This is a genomic window from Microbulbifer sp. ABH2_005, assembly GCF_056160005.1.
The window spans coordinates 373,381-389,049 of sequence record NZ_JBSWWI010000001.1 but is presented as its reverse complement, the minus strand read 5'-3'; the positions used below and the strand labels follow the sequence as shown (position 1 = coordinate 389,049).

Sequence of the window (15,669 nt, the reverse complement as noted above, 5' to 3'; positions counted from 1 at the left end):
ATTAGAACCTGCACTAAAAAAACAATTAAGGATAGAAGGCCAGTAAACACCTTATCTCCACTAAGCAGTCATATGGCAACACATCCCTGTGTTGCCTAGACCCATTAAGGGGATACCAAAAGGAAATAACACTCCAAAGCCCAATTGCATAGGAACTGTTTTCCTCCCCAAAACCCAAACAGGCTAATGATTACGCCATAGCAGCACAGACTTGGCACAAACCTGTCACACACCTGTAGCTGGGCGGTTTTGTCGCTTTCGGATATCAATCATTATTAGTAGGTTGGCGATAAACCAAAGGTCTTTAATGATAAATATGCCACTTGAGGCCAAAATTCCGGGGCTCTGCCAGCTTCCGGGATAGCTGAATAGAAAGGTCTGAGTTGTCACAAAGACCGCTCCACAGAGCAGCACTCCCGGCCAAAACAGAGTCTGCATGACAATGCCTATAGCCAGAATGATCAGGGCGGCCAAGTCATAGATGCCAATCAGATTGGAGGCCTGTTGTATATTGAAGAAATGATAGAGCCATGCCATCAAGGGTGAACTACGCACCAGGCTCTCAATGCCCTGAGCTTCTATTGCAGTGAATTTCATCCCGCCAATCCACAGCAAGACCAACCCCACCGGTAAATAGTTCAGCCAGATATAGTGCTGTGACTGGTAGGCATTGCGGCTCAACAGTGTCAAGCCAATCGCTGTGAGGGCAAAGTACTTGATCACGCCCTGCCCGGAGCCAATAGCGGGAAATCCACCGAGGCTATCGATCCAATGTGCACTTCCGAGGAGGCTCAGTAATGGGACCAAAGATATAAATATAATCAGTAGTGCCAGAGGGCGAATATATTGTTGTTTTAACAGCGACAACAGGGCTAGCACAGCAGCTGCCGCAAAAACTAGCGCTACAACAATTCTTACGGTGTTCAAGCCTGCCTCACTATCCACACCATAAAATCCGAAAATGGAGGCCAAGCCCCCACTCTGACCAAGAAACAAAGCGGCAGCAATCAATGCAAATGAAAGGCCCAGTAGGGCACTAGAAGTTTTTTGTAAAAAGGTATTCATCATTTAAGGACCAAATCGTAAATAGCACTTGCGGAAAATCTAGTGGCTTCCCCTCTCACCCTTCTTACAGCACTTCCCTACGCCCAAATGACCCAACAAGTATTCTAGGTCGGGTTAGCTGTGAAAGTGCCTGAAGGCCTATTAACGTTGTCGGTCCTGGCTGTAAAAAATTACACCTTAATTAACTTATTAACTGAAAATAGACTGGCCTCTGCTGGTCGCGTTCACTTTATTCCACAGTAAGCGTCCCACGGTACATTTGCATCTGGCAACTAAAGGGGTATGTCCCCGGTTTGGCCGCGGGGATTTCTACCGTGGTTTCTTTATTGAGCGCTAGTTCAGCACTGATTTCGAGATCCGGGAAAATCACCCATTCGGAACAGGGGCTGGGATCTTCCCGCAAAAAATGCAGGGTGGCGGCATGACCCGAAGGCAGGCGAATATGATCCGGCTCATAGACGCCATCTTTGACCAGAATTTTTAATTGTTCACTGGCCGCCACTGTCTTTGCCACTCCGCGCCTTGGGCCCAGCCAGAACCACCAGATGATGGCAATAATCAGCAGCACTCCGATGGTATTTACCAGGATCGCATTCATTAGTGCACCTCCGAAGGCTTAAAAAAGCGCAGGCGGTTGGCATTGCTCACCACGGTCAGTGAGGAAAGTGCCATAGCGGCGCCGGCCACAATCGGGCTCAGCAACATGCCGGTGAGCGGATATAGCACCCCTGCGGCGATGGGTATACCTAAAGTGTTGTAAATAAAGGCTCCAAAAAGGTTCTGTTTAATATTGCCGAGAGTGGCCCGCGATAATTCCACCGCGTTGGCTACTCCATGTAGGGAGGAACGCATCAAGGTGACATCCGCACTTTCGATGGCGACATCGGTACCGGCGCCGATAGCAAAGCCCACATCGGCACGGGCCAGTGCCGGGGCATCGTTGATACCATCCCCCACCATGCCCACGCGCGCACCGCCTTTTTGCAATTCCGCCACTATGCGCTCTTTATCTTCCGGCAATAGTTCCGCATGCACTTTATCGATTTTCAGCTGGTGGGCGACAGCCTCGGCACTGGCTTGGTTATCACCGGTTAGCATCTCCAAACGCAGGCCCAATTTACGTAAACGAGCGATGGCCGCTGCGGCATCGTCACGAATGGGATCGGCCACGGCGATAATTCCCTGCAGCACGCCATCCACCGCGCCGTACATCACTGTACGGCCCTGTTCTGCCAGATTGTTGGCGCGGGCCTGCCAGTCACCCAGGGGAATATTTTCCCGCTGCATTAACTTACTGTTGCCCAACAGTACCTTTTTACCGGAAATAACTCCCATCACCCCATGTGCGGTAATGGCTTCGAAATCAGTGGGCTTTTGTAGATCGAGCTTCTTCTCATGGGCTGCAGTCACAACCGCTTCAGCCAACGGATGCTCCGAGCCCTGCTCCAGGCTCGCCAATAAACGCAGTAATTCATCGCTATCGCCTTCGCTTTCGATATCGGTGAGACGCGGTGAGCCCTCCGTAAGCGTGCCGGTCTTATCCACAACCAGCACATCCAGATTGCAGGACTGTTGCAACGCCTTGCCGTTGCGCACCAGTACACCGTATTCCGCCCCCTTGCCCACGCCCACCATCACCGACATAGGCGTGGCCAGCCCCAGGGCGCAGGGACAGGCGATAATCAGCACCGAGGTGAGCACCACCAGCATATGGGCGGCGCGAGGGTCCGGACCCAGGTTGAACCAGACCAGTGCCGCCACCACAGCGATAATCATTACCACCGGCACAAAAATGGCCGAGATTTTGTCCGCCAAGCGTGCAATGGGCACACGCGAGCCCTGGGCGTTTTTGACCATCTCGATAATCTGCGCCAGGCGGGTATCCGCCCCCACTTTTTCCGCACGGAATAACAGGCTGCCGTTCTTATTCAGGGTGCCGGCAGCCAGATTGTCTCCCTCACCCTTCTTCACCGGCACCGGCTCGCCGGTGAGCATGGATTCATCCACCAGGCTGCCGCCCTCCAGCACTATCCCATCCACCGGGATCTTTTCACCGGGGCGCACGCGCAACTTGTCGCCGGCCTGAACTTGCTCGATCGGTAGGTCCACTTCTTTGCCATCGCGCAAAACCCGCGCCGAGGTATCCTGCAGTTCCAGCAGTTTCTCCACCGCTGCACTGGTGCGCCCACGGGCGCGCACTTCCAACGCCTGCCCCAGGCTGATCAGGCCAATAATCATGGCGCTGGCCTCGAAGTACACATGGCGCGCGGATTCCGGCAGCAAATGGGGCACCAGCACCACCAACATGGAGAAAAGCCAGGCCGTGCCGGTACCCAGGGCCACCAGGGTATCCATAGTAGCGCTGTGGTGGCGCAACGCCTTCCAGGCCCCACTGAAGAATTGACCACCACAGAACACCAAAATCGCGAGGGTAATAAGCCCCATGGCGCCCCATGCCAGCTGGTCGGCGAAACTGTTGACGGACATCTTGTCAGTGGTCAGGCCCCAGGCCATCAGCGGCAGGCCCACACCCAGGGCGATAGCCGAGCGCAACAGCAGCTGGTGATAGTGGCGCTCTTCCTGGGCGCGCTGCTCTTCACGTCGCTGGCGCTCGCTACTCTTGGCCACCTCGGCGTCATAACCCGCCTGACGCACAGCCTCGATACAGGCCTGCGCCGCCGCCGCGCCCTGCACCTTAAGGGTTTTATCGGCCAGGTTTACGCGGGCATCCTCCACCCCCGCAACCCCCTGTACAGCGCTCTCAATCTTATTCACACAGCCGGCACAGCTCACGCCACTGAGGCGGAATAGTGTCTGCGCTGATTGCTGCTCTTTCGACATAATGCTCTCCCGCAATACCGTTTCTGGCGACAAAATTACAACCTTACCCCTGGGGTAAGGCAACGGGTTACAGCCACAATTTTCCCTGCCCTATTCCCGGGCCGCCAATATCTAGCTTAGCGGCTGGACTGGTGCACCCTGCTCTGGCAAAAGCACGTAATAAAGAGCCACTGTAAAGGCCGCGCAAGCCCTACGCCGGAATGTTATTATCGCGCCATGAAACACCCCCTGCTCCCCGAAAGACCCCTGAGTATCTCCCCGACTCTGGCCTCGACTGTTGGCCTGGAGGAAGCGGTATTGCTCACCGCCCTGGGCGACCTGACACCTTTCCTGCCCGCGGAACCCTACGCCGGGCGGGACTGGTTTACCGCCACCGGCGAGCAGCTCTATCTACTGTTGCCCTTCTGGCAGGCGGCAGATATCCAGCGGGTAGCCACCAGCCTGCGCAATCAGGGTGCCCTGATGCTCGGAGCGGCTCCTTTCGGTAGCAGTGAGGTCCTCAAGTTCACCCTGCCCAGTGAACATCGCCGCCCAACGGCCCAGGCTCAACCACCGGAATCGAGCCGCGCTCCGGCGCCAACCAGCCGCAGCGCTAACACCATTGCCCCCAGCTGGCAGCCGGATGCCGAAACCATGGCGCGCATCAGCCAGCTGGGCATCCCGGAACACTTTGTGCGGGAGCAACTACCGGAGTTTGTCACCTACTGGCGCGAACGGGCCGAGCCGCGTCACTCCTTCGGTTCCCTGTTCCTGCGCCAGGTAAAGAGTAAGTGGGAGGCCTTTCGCGCTACCGCCCAGCGCAAGCAGGCCCTGCCGGATAACTGGCAGCCGAACAACGACACCCTGCGCAAACTGGCCGACGAGGGGGTACCCAGTACCTTTGTCAGCCGAGGCCTGCAGCGCTTTCTGGACTACCACCGCTCCAGCGGCAAGCAATCCATTTCCTGGGACCTGGAATTCAATGACTGGATCATGGAAGACTGGGAAAAGCAGGAAACCCCATTTATTGAAAAGCGCAAACCCACCGCCATGACCCGCGACTGGCAACCCAGCGAACACACCTGGGAGCAGCTGCAGCGCCTGGCTATCAACCCGCGCTTTGCCGCCGAACTGCTGCCGGAATTTATTTATAAATGGACAGAGCGCGGTGGCCACAGCGCGCGTTGGGGCGAACTGTTTATTGAATACGCCCGCGAGGAATGGGCCTACTACTGCCAGGGTATTGAGAAAAACCCGGTAGCCAAACCCATAGCGCGCAACTGGCAGCCCGGCGGCGACTGCCTGAGCCACCTGGTGAACCAGTGCGAGATAGACCGCGACTTCGCCCTGTCACTGGTACCGGAATTTATTATTTACTGGCGCGGCCAAAACGCCGCGCGCAAAAGCTGGGACGCCGTATTTGTGCGTCACGCTCGCCACCAATGGGCAGAGCGCAACAAATTGGCAATAGGAAACTCTTATGGCAATCCACAAGACGCCCACAACAACGCAAACCAACGCACCCGCGACCGCTCAATCGGCGACATACTCACAGACACAAACTGGTAATGCGCAAAATCAGGAACAGCTGAACGAAAAAAAACGCGCGATTAACGAAGTATTCGCGTTGTTTAAACTGAATTACCACAACCAGTTCAGTGCCGCCTTTCCGGATACCGAAACCCTACACCACGCAAAACGCCTGTGGCTTGAAGCGCTGGCCGCTTTTGAAGCGCAGGATATTATGCAGGGCGCAAAGCGCGCGATACTGCAGAGCGAATACCTGCCCACAGTACACAAGATGCTGCAGCTCTGCGCCGCCGGCGAAAACGGCCTTCCAGAGGCCCGCGCCGCCTACCGCGAAGCCTGTAATGCCCCCAGCCCCAAAACCAACCACAAATGGAGCCACCCAGCGGTTTACCACGCCGGGCGTGAATCCAACTGGTATTTTCTCGCCAACAACCCAGAATCCATCGCCTACCCAGTATTTGCAGAGCACTACCGCAAACTTTGTGCGCGCGTACTGGAAGGAGAAAAACTCAGCGCCCCGGAACAATTAAAGCTAGAAGAAAACCCCGGCACCCCGCTTTCCAAAGAAGAGAATGCGCAAAAAATGGCAGCCTTGAGGGCTGAGTTAGGTATTTAAATCTTCTTCGTCCGGCGCTAGGGAATGCCCTTAGCGTCCCCCCCCTCCAACACTCCTATTTCCCCACATACTCCCAAAAAATATGACCGGATCTACAGAAAGATTTAGGTCACTTTGATCACTCTTTTTATCGAGCCACCGCAAAAAGATAGAGCCCCTCTTAAGCTCGAAGAATTGTAGGTATTTTGTTCTAACAGTTAGCAATCTGTAACTCCCACTACTCAGATATGCACTATAGAACCATTTAGGAATGGCAGATTGATTTGCTGTTTTTTTAGATAAATTAGTGCAAAATCCCTCCTGCAATGATGACCGGGAGGCTATCAGTCTGGTTGATCACTGTATAAAGATAATCGGAGTGGATGCCTTATAATTTACCCGAATTGCAAAAAATACTTAGTTACATCGTACAAGCTATTTCAAGGATCCGATTAGTAGATTCATTCGCTAAAGAAGTCTTCGCTAAATGTATATTTTCTAAGCGATATTAGTTCATTCATTTTTAGCTCCAAAACAAACATTAATAAAGAGGGGAAAAATGCAGTTTTTTAATGCATTTCAATATAAGAAATGGGCAAATGAAGAATTACTTCAGTTTGGGGAACGGCAGCTTTCAAAAATTCCTGAAAAGGATGCCATATTCTTCATCAGGATTTTAAACCATACAACAGTTGTTGACAGTCTCTTTATCAGTCGAATTTTGGGAGAACCAGAAAAGTATAGTGCAGATAACACCCTAGAAACCCCAACGATATCAGAATTGCGCAGTACAATGAGCAAAAATGACTCTTGGTTAGTTCATTATGCAGAATCAATATCAGAGAAAGAACTAAAAAAGATAATTTCATTTAGATTTGTTGATGGCGATACAGGGCAATTTTCCGTAGAAGAGACCCTGATCCACTTATTAACTCATGGTAGCAATCACAGAGGTATGGCATCTAGAGTGCTGGCAGAAAACAAACTTGAGCGCCCAAGAGATACTTTTACTCGATATTTACATCTAATTGAGCCTTCGAGAAGAACTTTTGATTAGCACTTAAAAAACTTTTTAAGAGTAATTCGAAAACTATAGAATTTTTCAAATACTCTTTATTTCGCATTTAATGTTGGATACAGAAAACTAAATATTGCACTGTTCGCAACAACCAGGAATATTTCACCAGGAAGGATATAGATGAGATTAACTCTAGCTGTTATTTGGATTTTTATTATGTCGTATCTGCTTGACGTTAAAGCTGACATCTGGGGGCGTGATTATTACACCAAACCCTTTCAACCTGCGTTCATATTTATTGCCATCTTTGGTGCCGAGAACTCAGAATTAAAACTGTCGGAAGCTGATCATAATATCGACCAAATACCAGAAGGGGTCGATATCGCATTCTACAACAAGTCTATCCCAGAACAAAAAGACTATATCGAAGGCTTTCTGACAGGAACAATGGGGCAATTACTAAAAACGCAATCACCGGATTTATATCAAAAAACAAAAAAAACTAACAGCATGGCCATAGTGTCAGGTGAATTTAAGGACGTAAAATCACTTACATATCTCAAAAATACCATTGGTATTATTAAAGCCATTACAGAAAAGGGGGCAGTTTCTTTAATAGACTTTCAAATCGCTAGGCTCTACACGCCTGATCAGTGGTCAGATACTTTTTTTGAACCACGGAGACCTTCCCCACAAAAACATGTTTTTCTAATGTACTCTCCGGAGAAAGATGGAATTTGGTTACATTCAAGTGGAATGCGAACATTTGGAATGCCCGACATTAGCCTGGTGGGTTGGCCGGAAAAGCATCTCCATGATGGGCATAAGTTGGCAAGCAGATTTATAGAAATCTATGCAAAGGGTAAATTCCCGGAGTCCGGTATTGAGATCAAGGCTGAGGGGTTGCCAAGAGGCATGTATACACAGCTCAAAGGTGGGTACGACAATCTTGACTTTAATAACTTTTACATTGAAATCCAATGGCCTAAATAATTTAGAGAAAGAAAAATTAATTTAGTTTGTTCCACCTTAGTAGAGTTTCTCTAGAGTTACGGAGCCTAGAACTTTAGCCGACAAGCTCAGGATTATGTGATCTAAGGAAAGAAATAATGAGTATAAATCGAAAGGAAATTGATGGGGTAAGAATCCAACCTAAACATAGGGCTTTATGCCACTGCTGCTCCGTAGAAATAGAGCTGCATTTACCAGAAGGGCTTGTCGATCTTCGGCGCTGTGATTGCTCCATGTGCCGCAGGAGGGGAGCAATCGTCGCGTCGGTACCCCTAGAGAATATTAATATCCTAAAAGGGAGAGAGTATTTAAAACTCTATCAGTTTAACACCAAAACGGCGAAACACTATTTTTGTGGAATCTGCGATATATATACGCATCACCAAAGGCGATCCAATCCTAGTCAATTTGCTTTCAATGTGGCGTGCTTGGAAGGTATAAATCCTCTAAAAATAGAGAATATACCAACCTATGATGGCGTAAATCATCCGACTGACCAGTAGTAATTCCTATAACAGAACCATACATCATGTGATAAAAACCCAGCGACTGGTTTATTTCCAGGGTGCACTTAGCCTTATATCAAATGACTATTAAATGGAGAGGTAAAATTGAATATCAATTGGAAGCCAAAAGCATGGATAGCCATACTCTTAGGAGTATTTCTACAAGCATTCACATTTCTCTACTTAAATAGACCAAAATTATTTTGGCTCTACTTCCTACTTTCAGTCACTGCTTCAATAGTTGACTGGAAATATCAAACACTATTTTCATCCGTATTTTCAATAATATGTCCCGTACATGCGATTTTTATAGTAAAGAATTATGAGTATTCTATTGAACGGGCTTGGTATTCCAAGTGGTGGGGTATTCCTGCCATTGGTATCTCTTTTTTTACAACGATATTTCTGATTCGATCTTTTTTATACGAACCATTCTTATTTCCTTCAGCATCAATGCAACCAACAATAAACCCAGGAAATCATATCATTATTCAGAAACTTGGTTACGGAACCTATGGAACACTCGGATATTCCCTAGCCAGTAAGGAGATTACCTCGCCTGAAATCATGCAGAGAGGGAAGTTGTATGCATTTTACCCGCCCCATAAGGATATTCCTTTTGTTAAGAGATTAATTGCGCTCCCAGGAGATACTATAGCTATTAGAGGCAACAGCATCACCATTAATGGTTCTCTGCTTACTACAGATAAGTTGTATGAAACAGATCAACTAACAGTCTACGAGCAGCAGTTAAGCGGCATTACTTATCGAATTCAACGAATGAATCTTCTACCATCTAGGGATATGAAAGAGATAGTCGTACCTAAAAAAAGCTATTTCTTTATGGGTGACAATAGAGATAATTCATTAGATAGTAGATATTGGGGCTATGTTTCCAGTGATCGTATTATTGGCGAGGTCATCTATGTCTTCGAATAAAGATCTAGTAAAACATTCCAGTGAGTCAAAATACTGTGAATTTTGCTCACTGGTTAAGTGTTGAGTATCACCCTATGATTCGGGCTGTTTTCTCATTGACTCTTGTTCTACTAATACTCTTTGCAATGAAGCAATGGATAGATATCTCAAAGAAAGCGGCTATTATCAATAGGCTCTCAGAGATTAAAACCGCAGAATCATGTGATTCTGCCGGGGGTGAGCTTCGCCAGGTTTGTATGAACGGCACCCAAATATGTATTGTGCAATACAATGATGTTGGAAAACCGTGTATTAGTGGGGTGCAATGCGAGGGGGAATGCCGAGTACCATACAATCATCAGGGTAGTATGTTTACAGTTGGTAGCTGCTCCACTTCGAATAATCCCTGTGGATGCTGGGCAAATGTAGAATTTGGTTTGGTTCAGAAGAGAATTTGTAGGGATTAGCCCCTTCAAAAAACCTTGATAATATTTACTTCATATCATGCACAATCCACCGGCTATAGTTTTTTGCCTCAAGTCTCAAGGCAAACTGCTGTTGAGCATATTTAAGTAATTTCGGAAAAACGATAGAATGTTTGGCTTCTGGGTAGGAACTCCAACAACAATTTACAATAATAGTTTTGGTATCAGTTGTAAAAAAGCATTAGAGAAGAAATTAAATCTATCATTTAACGATACTCAGCAAGAACCTTACTGCTCACATGATTACTCATGGAACAGCTTAGGGAAACCATATAATCTATTAAACCCGATATTGGATAAAAAAATAACTAAAATAGATGAGTATTTTGAGAAGTTTATTCCACTTTAAATTGATTTTCTTGGTAAAAAACGTCACTGGCCAACACTTTCAAACACAGATGATTCTGAATTGCGTATTTTAAGAATTAATGAATCACTTTTTTATGATGATTGCGAACTTTATACTTATTGTGAATTATTGGCAGCTATAAAAGTGGCAAGCATGCATGAATTACCACTGTGGGTTAGTTAAGCGGATATCATTTCAATTATCTCAGAAAGCACCGTTTTTGTATTTAGAAGGGATATCACACAATGACTAACCGTCGTTATTTTGTTAAGGCACTAGGTGCCTTAACTGCTGCCTCTCTACTGAGTGGCACAAAGGAGTCATTTGCAGTAATGAATAGTAAAAGTATCTGGTACATGCCCGATGAGGGCGAGCCTCACCTGCGTACTTGGATGGCCTTTGGTGCAAGCCGCAAAATTTGGGGGCGGAAACTCCTACCGGAAGTCCAGCGCAACCTGGCGACAATTGCCCTGACGATTGCGGAGTACGAACCCGTCTCAATGCTGGTCCGCAAAGCCGACCTGCCGATAGCCCGTCGGTTAATGGGGGATAAAGTTGAGCTAATTGCCCGTCCACTAGATGACTTGTGGATGCGTGATATAGGCCCTGTTTTTATTATTAATGATAACGGTGATAAAGCGGCAATTGACTTCAACTTCAATGGTTGGGGTGAGAAGCAGGAGTCTGAGAATGACGCAAAGGTCGCTGCTTTCACGGCTCAGTACGCTGGAGTACCTAGTACCCAGACTAACCTGATTCTCGAAGGTGGTGGAATTGAGGTGGATGGGCATGGCACCGCCATCATAACCGAGAGCTGTGTACTCAACGATAACCGCAATCCTGGTGTTAGTAAGCAACAATGCGAGCATGAGCTAAAACGGCTTCTTGGCCTAGAGAAAATTATCTGGTTACCCGGCATTAAAGGCATGGATATCACCGATGGACATACAGATTTTTATGCCCGTTTCGTGCGCCCGGGTGTGGTTGTTGCGGGCTATGATCCCGATCCAAACTCTTTCGATCATGCCGTAACAAAACAGCATTTGAGGATTCTGCGCTCGGCGACGGATGCCAGTGGTAGGGAACTAGAGATTGTTGTACTTGAGGCACCATCAATCGTTCGAGAGCGGTTTGACAATGCCGATTTCGCCGCTGGCTACATTAATTTTTATGTCTGTAATGGGGCAGTTATTGTTCCTGAGTTCGGAGACCCTAATGCAGATACAGCAGCCCAGCGAAAATTACAAAAGATATTTCCGGATCGCGATATTGTACAGGTCAATATTGACGGTATTGCAGCTGGTGGCGGAGGTATCCATTGTACAACTCAGCAGGAACCGGAAATTTAACCGATCTTGATTATAATTAATAAAGAATTTACTCCTTTAAATCCTTGCCAGCTTAGATATTCGCCTTAAAGGAGTATGTATTTATCTTGAATATGTTTGCACCGCACATAATTTAATCGGCAAATATGTTGACTGTATAGTGACCTAAAGAAAATAAAAATTACAGCTAATTACACATCCAAAATAAAACACCTTCCCTTCAGAAATCTATGGCAAGATAACAGTCTTGCCATAACGTTGATCATATGTTTTTTAAAAAGAGATTATTCATCTATAAAGATCCCCATAGATTGAAAATAATAAGGATATACTGTTTATGACTTACACGCCTCGATTACTAATTAGAATACGCTCAACAATTCTAGCTGTTATTTTGTTATCCCTCAGCTTTCCATCATATGCAGACTCTGTGGATAAACTTATCAGAGGCATTATGGATAAGCGCCAGATCCCTGGCCTCCAATTAGCCATTGTTAAAAACGGTGAAATCATCAAGCTGGGAAATTATGGATTATCTAATTTGCAAGATAATGTGCTGGTAAGATCCAACACCGTATTTCCAATTAACTCAATGACTAAGGCGTTCACAGGCGTTGCTTTGATACAGCTCGCAGAGGAAGGACGCCTTTCCTTAGATGATGAAATTGGCAAACACCTTACTGACTTACCTGCTAAATGGAAGTCAATAAAGATAAAACATCTAATGGCACACACTTCTGGACTGCCCAATATTTTCAGTGGTTACCTTACTGATTTGATTATTCGTGGTAATCCAAAGGCTGCATGGACCAAAGTACAAGAATTACCTTTAAAATCAGAGGCAAACACACAATTTAGTTATAATCAGACGGGTTATGTTATTATCGGTAAAATAATCGATAAATACGTAGAAGGTGGCTTCCCTAAATTCATTACCGACAATCAGCTTAAAATCGCTAATATGCAATTAACAGTTGATGCCGGCTTTGAACACATGATGCGCCCTATAGCCAATCATGCAAGGCAATATCTCTACGATTCCGATAAGGGCCAGCACAAAAATAACTATGTTGAATTCCCTTACATTTTACAAACCGCAGTTGGCATGAATTCAACAGCAACAGAAATTGCGCAATATCTTATTGCCTTGCAGTCAAAAAAGCTGGTCAAAAACCTAAATTCACTTTGGACACCAATCACTTTAAAAAATGGCCAAACTGCTGGGTTTAATCCTGTAGAGAATGGTTATGCTATAGGGTGGCAAGTTATCGATCGAGAACATCACAGTGCAGTGAGTGCGAGCGGTGGAAATGCGGCAACTATGATTCACTACCCCGATGATAATCTATCCATTGTTGTTCTTACAAACTTAATTGGCGGATTGCCAATCCAGTTTGTAGACAAAATCGCAGCTGAGTATATTCCTGAATTTAAGCTATAAAGTAACAGGGGACAGTTTAGGCAAGTCTTTTTAATAGTTGGTCAATGAGCAAACAGAATCATCTATACAAGACCCGCCTCAACAATTAATCCATTAATGGGCAGAACTAATTATTGGAGATACAGGGGAGCCTCTGAATAATTCCGGAATACCTCTGCGGACTTTAAGTGTTGCAGAGGTTAGGCACAGCTCACCACGAATGGCCCCAGCCCTTTACAAGAGCTGCAGTGTAGCAGACATAACCTGCAGAGCCTGCGCTTTTCTGGACTTTCATAGCGATTCACACTCAGTATTTCGACCTTTAGAAAGGGCTAGATATCCCTGCGAAGCAGCGCCTTGATTGTGAACCACCCTAAAGAGCAGAAGAATCACGGAGCCCTTCAGAGATTTTCTAGGTTTTGCAAACCACCAAAATTTGTTTTTTGACTAAGATGAAAATTCAATCAAAATTTCTGTAACAAACAACGCTAGCTCATATCCTGAAGTAATAAATATCAAAGATATATTTAAATTATGAAATCTAGTTTAAAGCAAAGAAGAACCTCAATATTTTACCAAGAAACCCAAAAAATCCCATTCAAGTCTGTGCCATAAGAAATTTAAATCACTAATTTTTGACAAAAACAGACAAATCCAGCGATTCACTCACAGAATCCCAACCAACTAATTTAAAATTCTGCTTGGCATTGGGCAGACGATTTCTGCCATCTTGGACAACCAGTAGACCCATTGGATATTCCGGCCCAAGATTCAAGCTGGTAACAGCCAACCCATCGGTTTCAGAACTTCCATCAATACCTAATCTCATATTCACTGTTACCCTAAAATGACCAACAAAGTTATTACCATCACGTGTGAATAACGTATAACTGTCATTACCCTGGCTGGAGGCAATCAGGTAACCGCTATCTTCTGTCAGGTAGAGGGCGAGCCCTTCCACATCATCTACAAGGGTTTTCCCATCTACTTCGGCAACCAACCTTGGCTGGGATTCACCATTCCGCTGCTTAACAAGATCCAATGACCAGATTCCCCGATCTTCCTCAGCGAAGAAGAGAGTCTGGCGCTCATCATCCACTACACAGCCCTCAACTTGGCTATTCACAGCCACTTCTGCCTGTGCTTTTAAGCTAAATTCGCTGGGAATCTCTCCAAGTTCAATAGCAAACTGATGCAAGGCCGCGTCTTTATCCGATACCCAGGCGAAAATCCGGTTATCGGTTTTTTGTAGGCACAAGCCATAGGGATCTTGTAAATCAATTGTACGCAGACCCAGGTGTTCAATTCGTCCCTCAAATGTGATGGCAAATAGATTCACACCTGGGATAGAACGGTTAGAGGCTGCCGCCACTGCACTATAAAGGGGGTGATCAATACTGCGAATATCTACATTGTTCACACGTCCCACAGGGAAGTGCTCAAGCAACTTTCCTGATAAGTCGTAGACATTCAGACCACTTTTCTTGTCAGTTGCCAAAATTAAACTATTTTGCGGCTGGGATTTGTTCACCCAAATTGCTGGATCATCGGCAGCATCTCCCAATGATTGCACAGGCTCTGTCTGATTGCGGGCGAAGATACTAACGATTGAGCTATCACTCTCTGTCGCAGTTACCGAAGGATCATGGGGCAAGGAATCGGACTCCACCTGATCAAAGATCAGCAGCTGGTCTCTGCCATCATCCAGGGCGAAGAGTTGGCCGTTTAATAACACTGGGGAGATTACCGTGTGGATTTCATCAATATGGAGGTGCCAATCTGGCTCCTCTTTCAGAGAGCTCAAGCTGTAGCGACGTACCTGATCATCAACGGTCAACCACAAACTTTCATTTTGTGTATCGAGCCACAGATTGCCGAAGTCTTCAGCAAGCCATTGGCCACTTAGGGCCAATTCACGTTGCTCATCTTTTTCCGCATTGGCATTTAAACTCAGGATGCCGATAGGCGGTTGGGAGACTAACAGATGTTCTGTCTTCGAATTCACTGCACAAGCATTGACCTGTTCACCAAAATAGAGCGGGCGTATTTCCTGCAGCTGCCACTGCTGTTGGGCCGGTAAAAGTAAATATTCGTAGCCAATGCCATCCTCGCCGATAGTAAATAAGTGCATTCGATCCTCTTGATGAGAAAAGCACAGGGCACTTTGCGGAGCACGCATTTTTTGGCTACTCAGTAGCCTAAAATCCAGTTTTCGTTCACCTTCGGTGGGTCTAATTTCATGTAAATTTAATTGCGCTTGGCCCTCGTCATAAGAGGCTACCAATAAATTGCTATTAGGCAGAGCCTGCACTGCCAAGCGCTCTACCCACCCCTCCTGAGCGGTGATTATTTCTCCAAAGGGATTAATTAAAATCAAACCGCGGCGCTTACTGGCAAGCAGTAAATAATCCTCACCACCCACCTGTACCGGCAGTATCTGCTCGGTTTCTATTGCCCCAAGTGAGAGGACCTGTTGGGGCAGTGCTTTTTTTATGCGTAAAACAGAATCCATTTCATGACCACAGCCATAAAGCAGAGTGATGCAGAGAGTGAGTACAAAAATCAAACGCAGCTTGTTCATGGGTGGCAGTTACATTTCAGAGAGTAGACCCCGCACAGGCAGG

Annotated in this window: 13 protein-coding genes; 9 read left to right on the top strand and 4 right to left on the bottom strand. The window is 46.6% G+C overall.

Annotation, left to right across the window (positions count from 1 at the left end; translation table 11 throughout):
• Positions 1–225: 225 nt before the first annotated feature.
• The 3 genes from ACXAFI_RS01690 to ACXAFI_RS01680 all read right to left on the bottom strand — a co-directional run bounded on the left by ACXAFI_RS01690 (position 226) and on the right by ACXAFI_RS01680 (position 3,906).
• A complete protein-coding gene (locus ACXAFI_RS01690) occupies positions 226–1,068 on the bottom strand; it encodes a DUF417 family protein (RefSeq protein ID WP_475107432.1) in 843 nt (280 codons plus the stop codon).
• 226 nt (positions 1,069–1,294) lie between these two features.
• On the bottom strand, positions 1,295–1,663 hold the full coding sequence (locus tag ACXAFI_RS01685) for a cupredoxin domain-containing protein (RefSeq protein WP_475107431.1): 369 nt from the start codon (positions 1,661–1,663) through the stop codon (positions 1,295–1,297).
• Positions 1,663–3,906 (bottom strand): heavy metal translocating P-type ATPase, encoded by a 2,244-nt coding sequence (locus ACXAFI_RS01680; protein ID WP_475107430.1) that lies wholly within the window; start codon positions 3,904–3,906, stop codon positions 1,663–1,665. Before ACXAFI_RS01680 ends, ACXAFI_RS01685 begins: the two co-directional genes overlap by 1 nt.
• A gap of 216 nt (positions 3,907–4,122) precedes the next feature.
• Between ACXAFI_RS01680 and ACXAFI_RS01675 the strand changes: the two genes are divergently transcribed.
• From ACXAFI_RS01675 to ACXAFI_RS01635, 9 genes are all read left to right on the top strand, one after another.
• Positions 4,123–5,454 carry a DnaT-like ssDNA-binding domain-containing protein gene (locus ACXAFI_RS01675; RefSeq protein ID WP_475107429.1) on the top strand — a complete coding sequence of 444 codons (1,332 nt, stop codon included), beginning with the start codon at positions 4,123–4,125 and terminating at the stop codon, positions 5,452–5,454.
• Positions 5,366–6,031 (top strand): replication protein P, encoded by a 666-nt coding sequence (locus ACXAFI_RS01670; RefSeq protein WP_475107428.1) that lies wholly within the window; start codon positions 5,366–5,368, stop codon positions 6,029–6,031. Before ACXAFI_RS01675 ends, ACXAFI_RS01670 begins: the two co-directional genes overlap by 89 nt.
• Before the next feature lie 538 nt (positions 6,032–6,569).
• Entirely contained in the window at positions 6,570–7,067 is a 498-nt protein-coding gene (locus ACXAFI_RS01665; protein WP_475107427.1) for a DinB family protein, read from the top strand.
• 141 nt (positions 7,068–7,208) lie between these two features.
• A complete protein-coding gene (locus tag ACXAFI_RS01660; RefSeq protein WP_475107426.1) occupies positions 7,209–8,021 on the top strand; it encodes a hypothetical protein in 813 nt (270 codons plus the stop codon).
• A 116-nt stretch (positions 8,022–8,137) separates the two neighbouring features.
• Complete coding sequence (locus ACXAFI_RS01655; RefSeq protein WP_475107425.1) at positions 8,138–8,542, top strand: GFA family protein; 405 nt, start codon at positions 8,138–8,140, stop codon at positions 8,540–8,542.
• 108 nt (positions 8,543–8,650) lie between these two features.
• Positions 8,651–9,484, top strand: a complete 834-nt coding sequence (gene lepB, locus ACXAFI_RS01650) for a signal peptidase I (protein WP_475107424.1) — start codon at positions 8,651–8,653, stop codon at positions 9,482–9,484.
• Between the two features lie 573 nt (positions 9,485–10,057).
• Positions 10,058–10,297 carry a hypothetical protein gene (locus ACXAFI_RS01645; protein ID WP_475107423.1) on the top strand — a complete coding sequence of 80 codons (240 nt, stop codon included), beginning with the start codon at positions 10,058–10,060 and terminating at the stop codon, positions 10,295–10,297.
• Between the two features lie 332 nt (positions 10,298–10,629).
• Positions 10,630–11,646, top strand: coding sequence for an agmatine deiminase family protein (locus ACXAFI_RS01640; RefSeq protein ID WP_475107422.1), 1,017 nt, complete (start codon positions 10,630–10,632; stop codon positions 11,644–11,646).
• Between the two features lie 409 nt (positions 11,647–12,055).
• Positions 12,056–13,066 carry a serine hydrolase domain-containing protein gene (locus tag ACXAFI_RS01635; protein ID WP_475107421.1) on the top strand — a complete coding sequence of 337 codons (1,011 nt, stop codon included), beginning with the start codon at positions 12,056–12,058 and terminating at the stop codon, positions 13,064–13,066.
• 607 nt (positions 13,067–13,673) lie between these two features.
• Here ACXAFI_RS01635 and ACXAFI_RS01630 read toward each other — a convergent pair.
• Entirely contained in the window at positions 13,674–15,626 is a 1,953-nt protein-coding gene (locus ACXAFI_RS01630) for a phytase (RefSeq protein WP_475107420.1), read from the bottom strand.
• Between the last annotated feature and the right edge of the window lie 43 nt (positions 15,627–15,669).

Coding starts and splice junctions, on each gene's coding strand:
- ACXAFI_RS01660 (WP_475107426.1), top strand. CDS start 7,209: ATGAGATTAACTCTAGCTGTTATTTGGATTTTTATTATGTCGTATCTG.
- ACXAFI_RS01690 (WP_475107432.1), bottom strand. CDS start 1,068: ATGATGAATACCTTTTTACAAAAAACTTCTAGTGCCCTACTGGGCCTT.
- ACXAFI_RS01645 (WP_475107423.1), top strand. CDS start 10,058: ATGTTTGGCTTCTGGGTAGGAACTCCAACAACAATTTACAATAATAGT.
- ACXAFI_RS01655 (WP_475107425.1), top strand. CDS start 8,138: ATGAGTATAAATCGAAAGGAAATTGATGGGGTAAGAATCCAACCTAAA.
- ACXAFI_RS01680 (WP_475107430.1), bottom strand. CDS start 3,906: ATGTCGAAAGAGCAGCAATCAGCGCAGACACTATTCCGCCTCAGTGGC.
- ACXAFI_RS01640 (WP_475107422.1), top strand. CDS start 10,630: ATGAATAGTAAAAGTATCTGGTACATGCCCGATGAGGGCGAGCCTCAC.
- ACXAFI_RS01675 (WP_475107429.1), top strand. CDS start 4,123: ATGAAACACCCCCTGCTCCCCGAAAGACCCCTGAGTATCTCCCCGACT.
- ACXAFI_RS01670 (WP_475107428.1), top strand. CDS start 5,366: ATGGCAATCCACAAGACGCCCACAACAACGCAAACCAACGCACCCGCG.
- ACXAFI_RS01665 (WP_475107427.1), top strand. CDS start 6,570: ATGCAGTTTTTTAATGCATTTCAATATAAGAAATGGGCAAATGAAGAA.
- ACXAFI_RS01685 (WP_475107431.1), bottom strand. CDS start 1,663: ATGAATGCGATCCTGGTAAATACCATCGGAGTGCTGCTGATTATTGCC.
- ACXAFI_RS01630 (WP_475107420.1), bottom strand. CDS start 15,626: ATGAACAAGCTGCGTTTGATTTTTGTACTCACTCTCTGCATCACTCTG.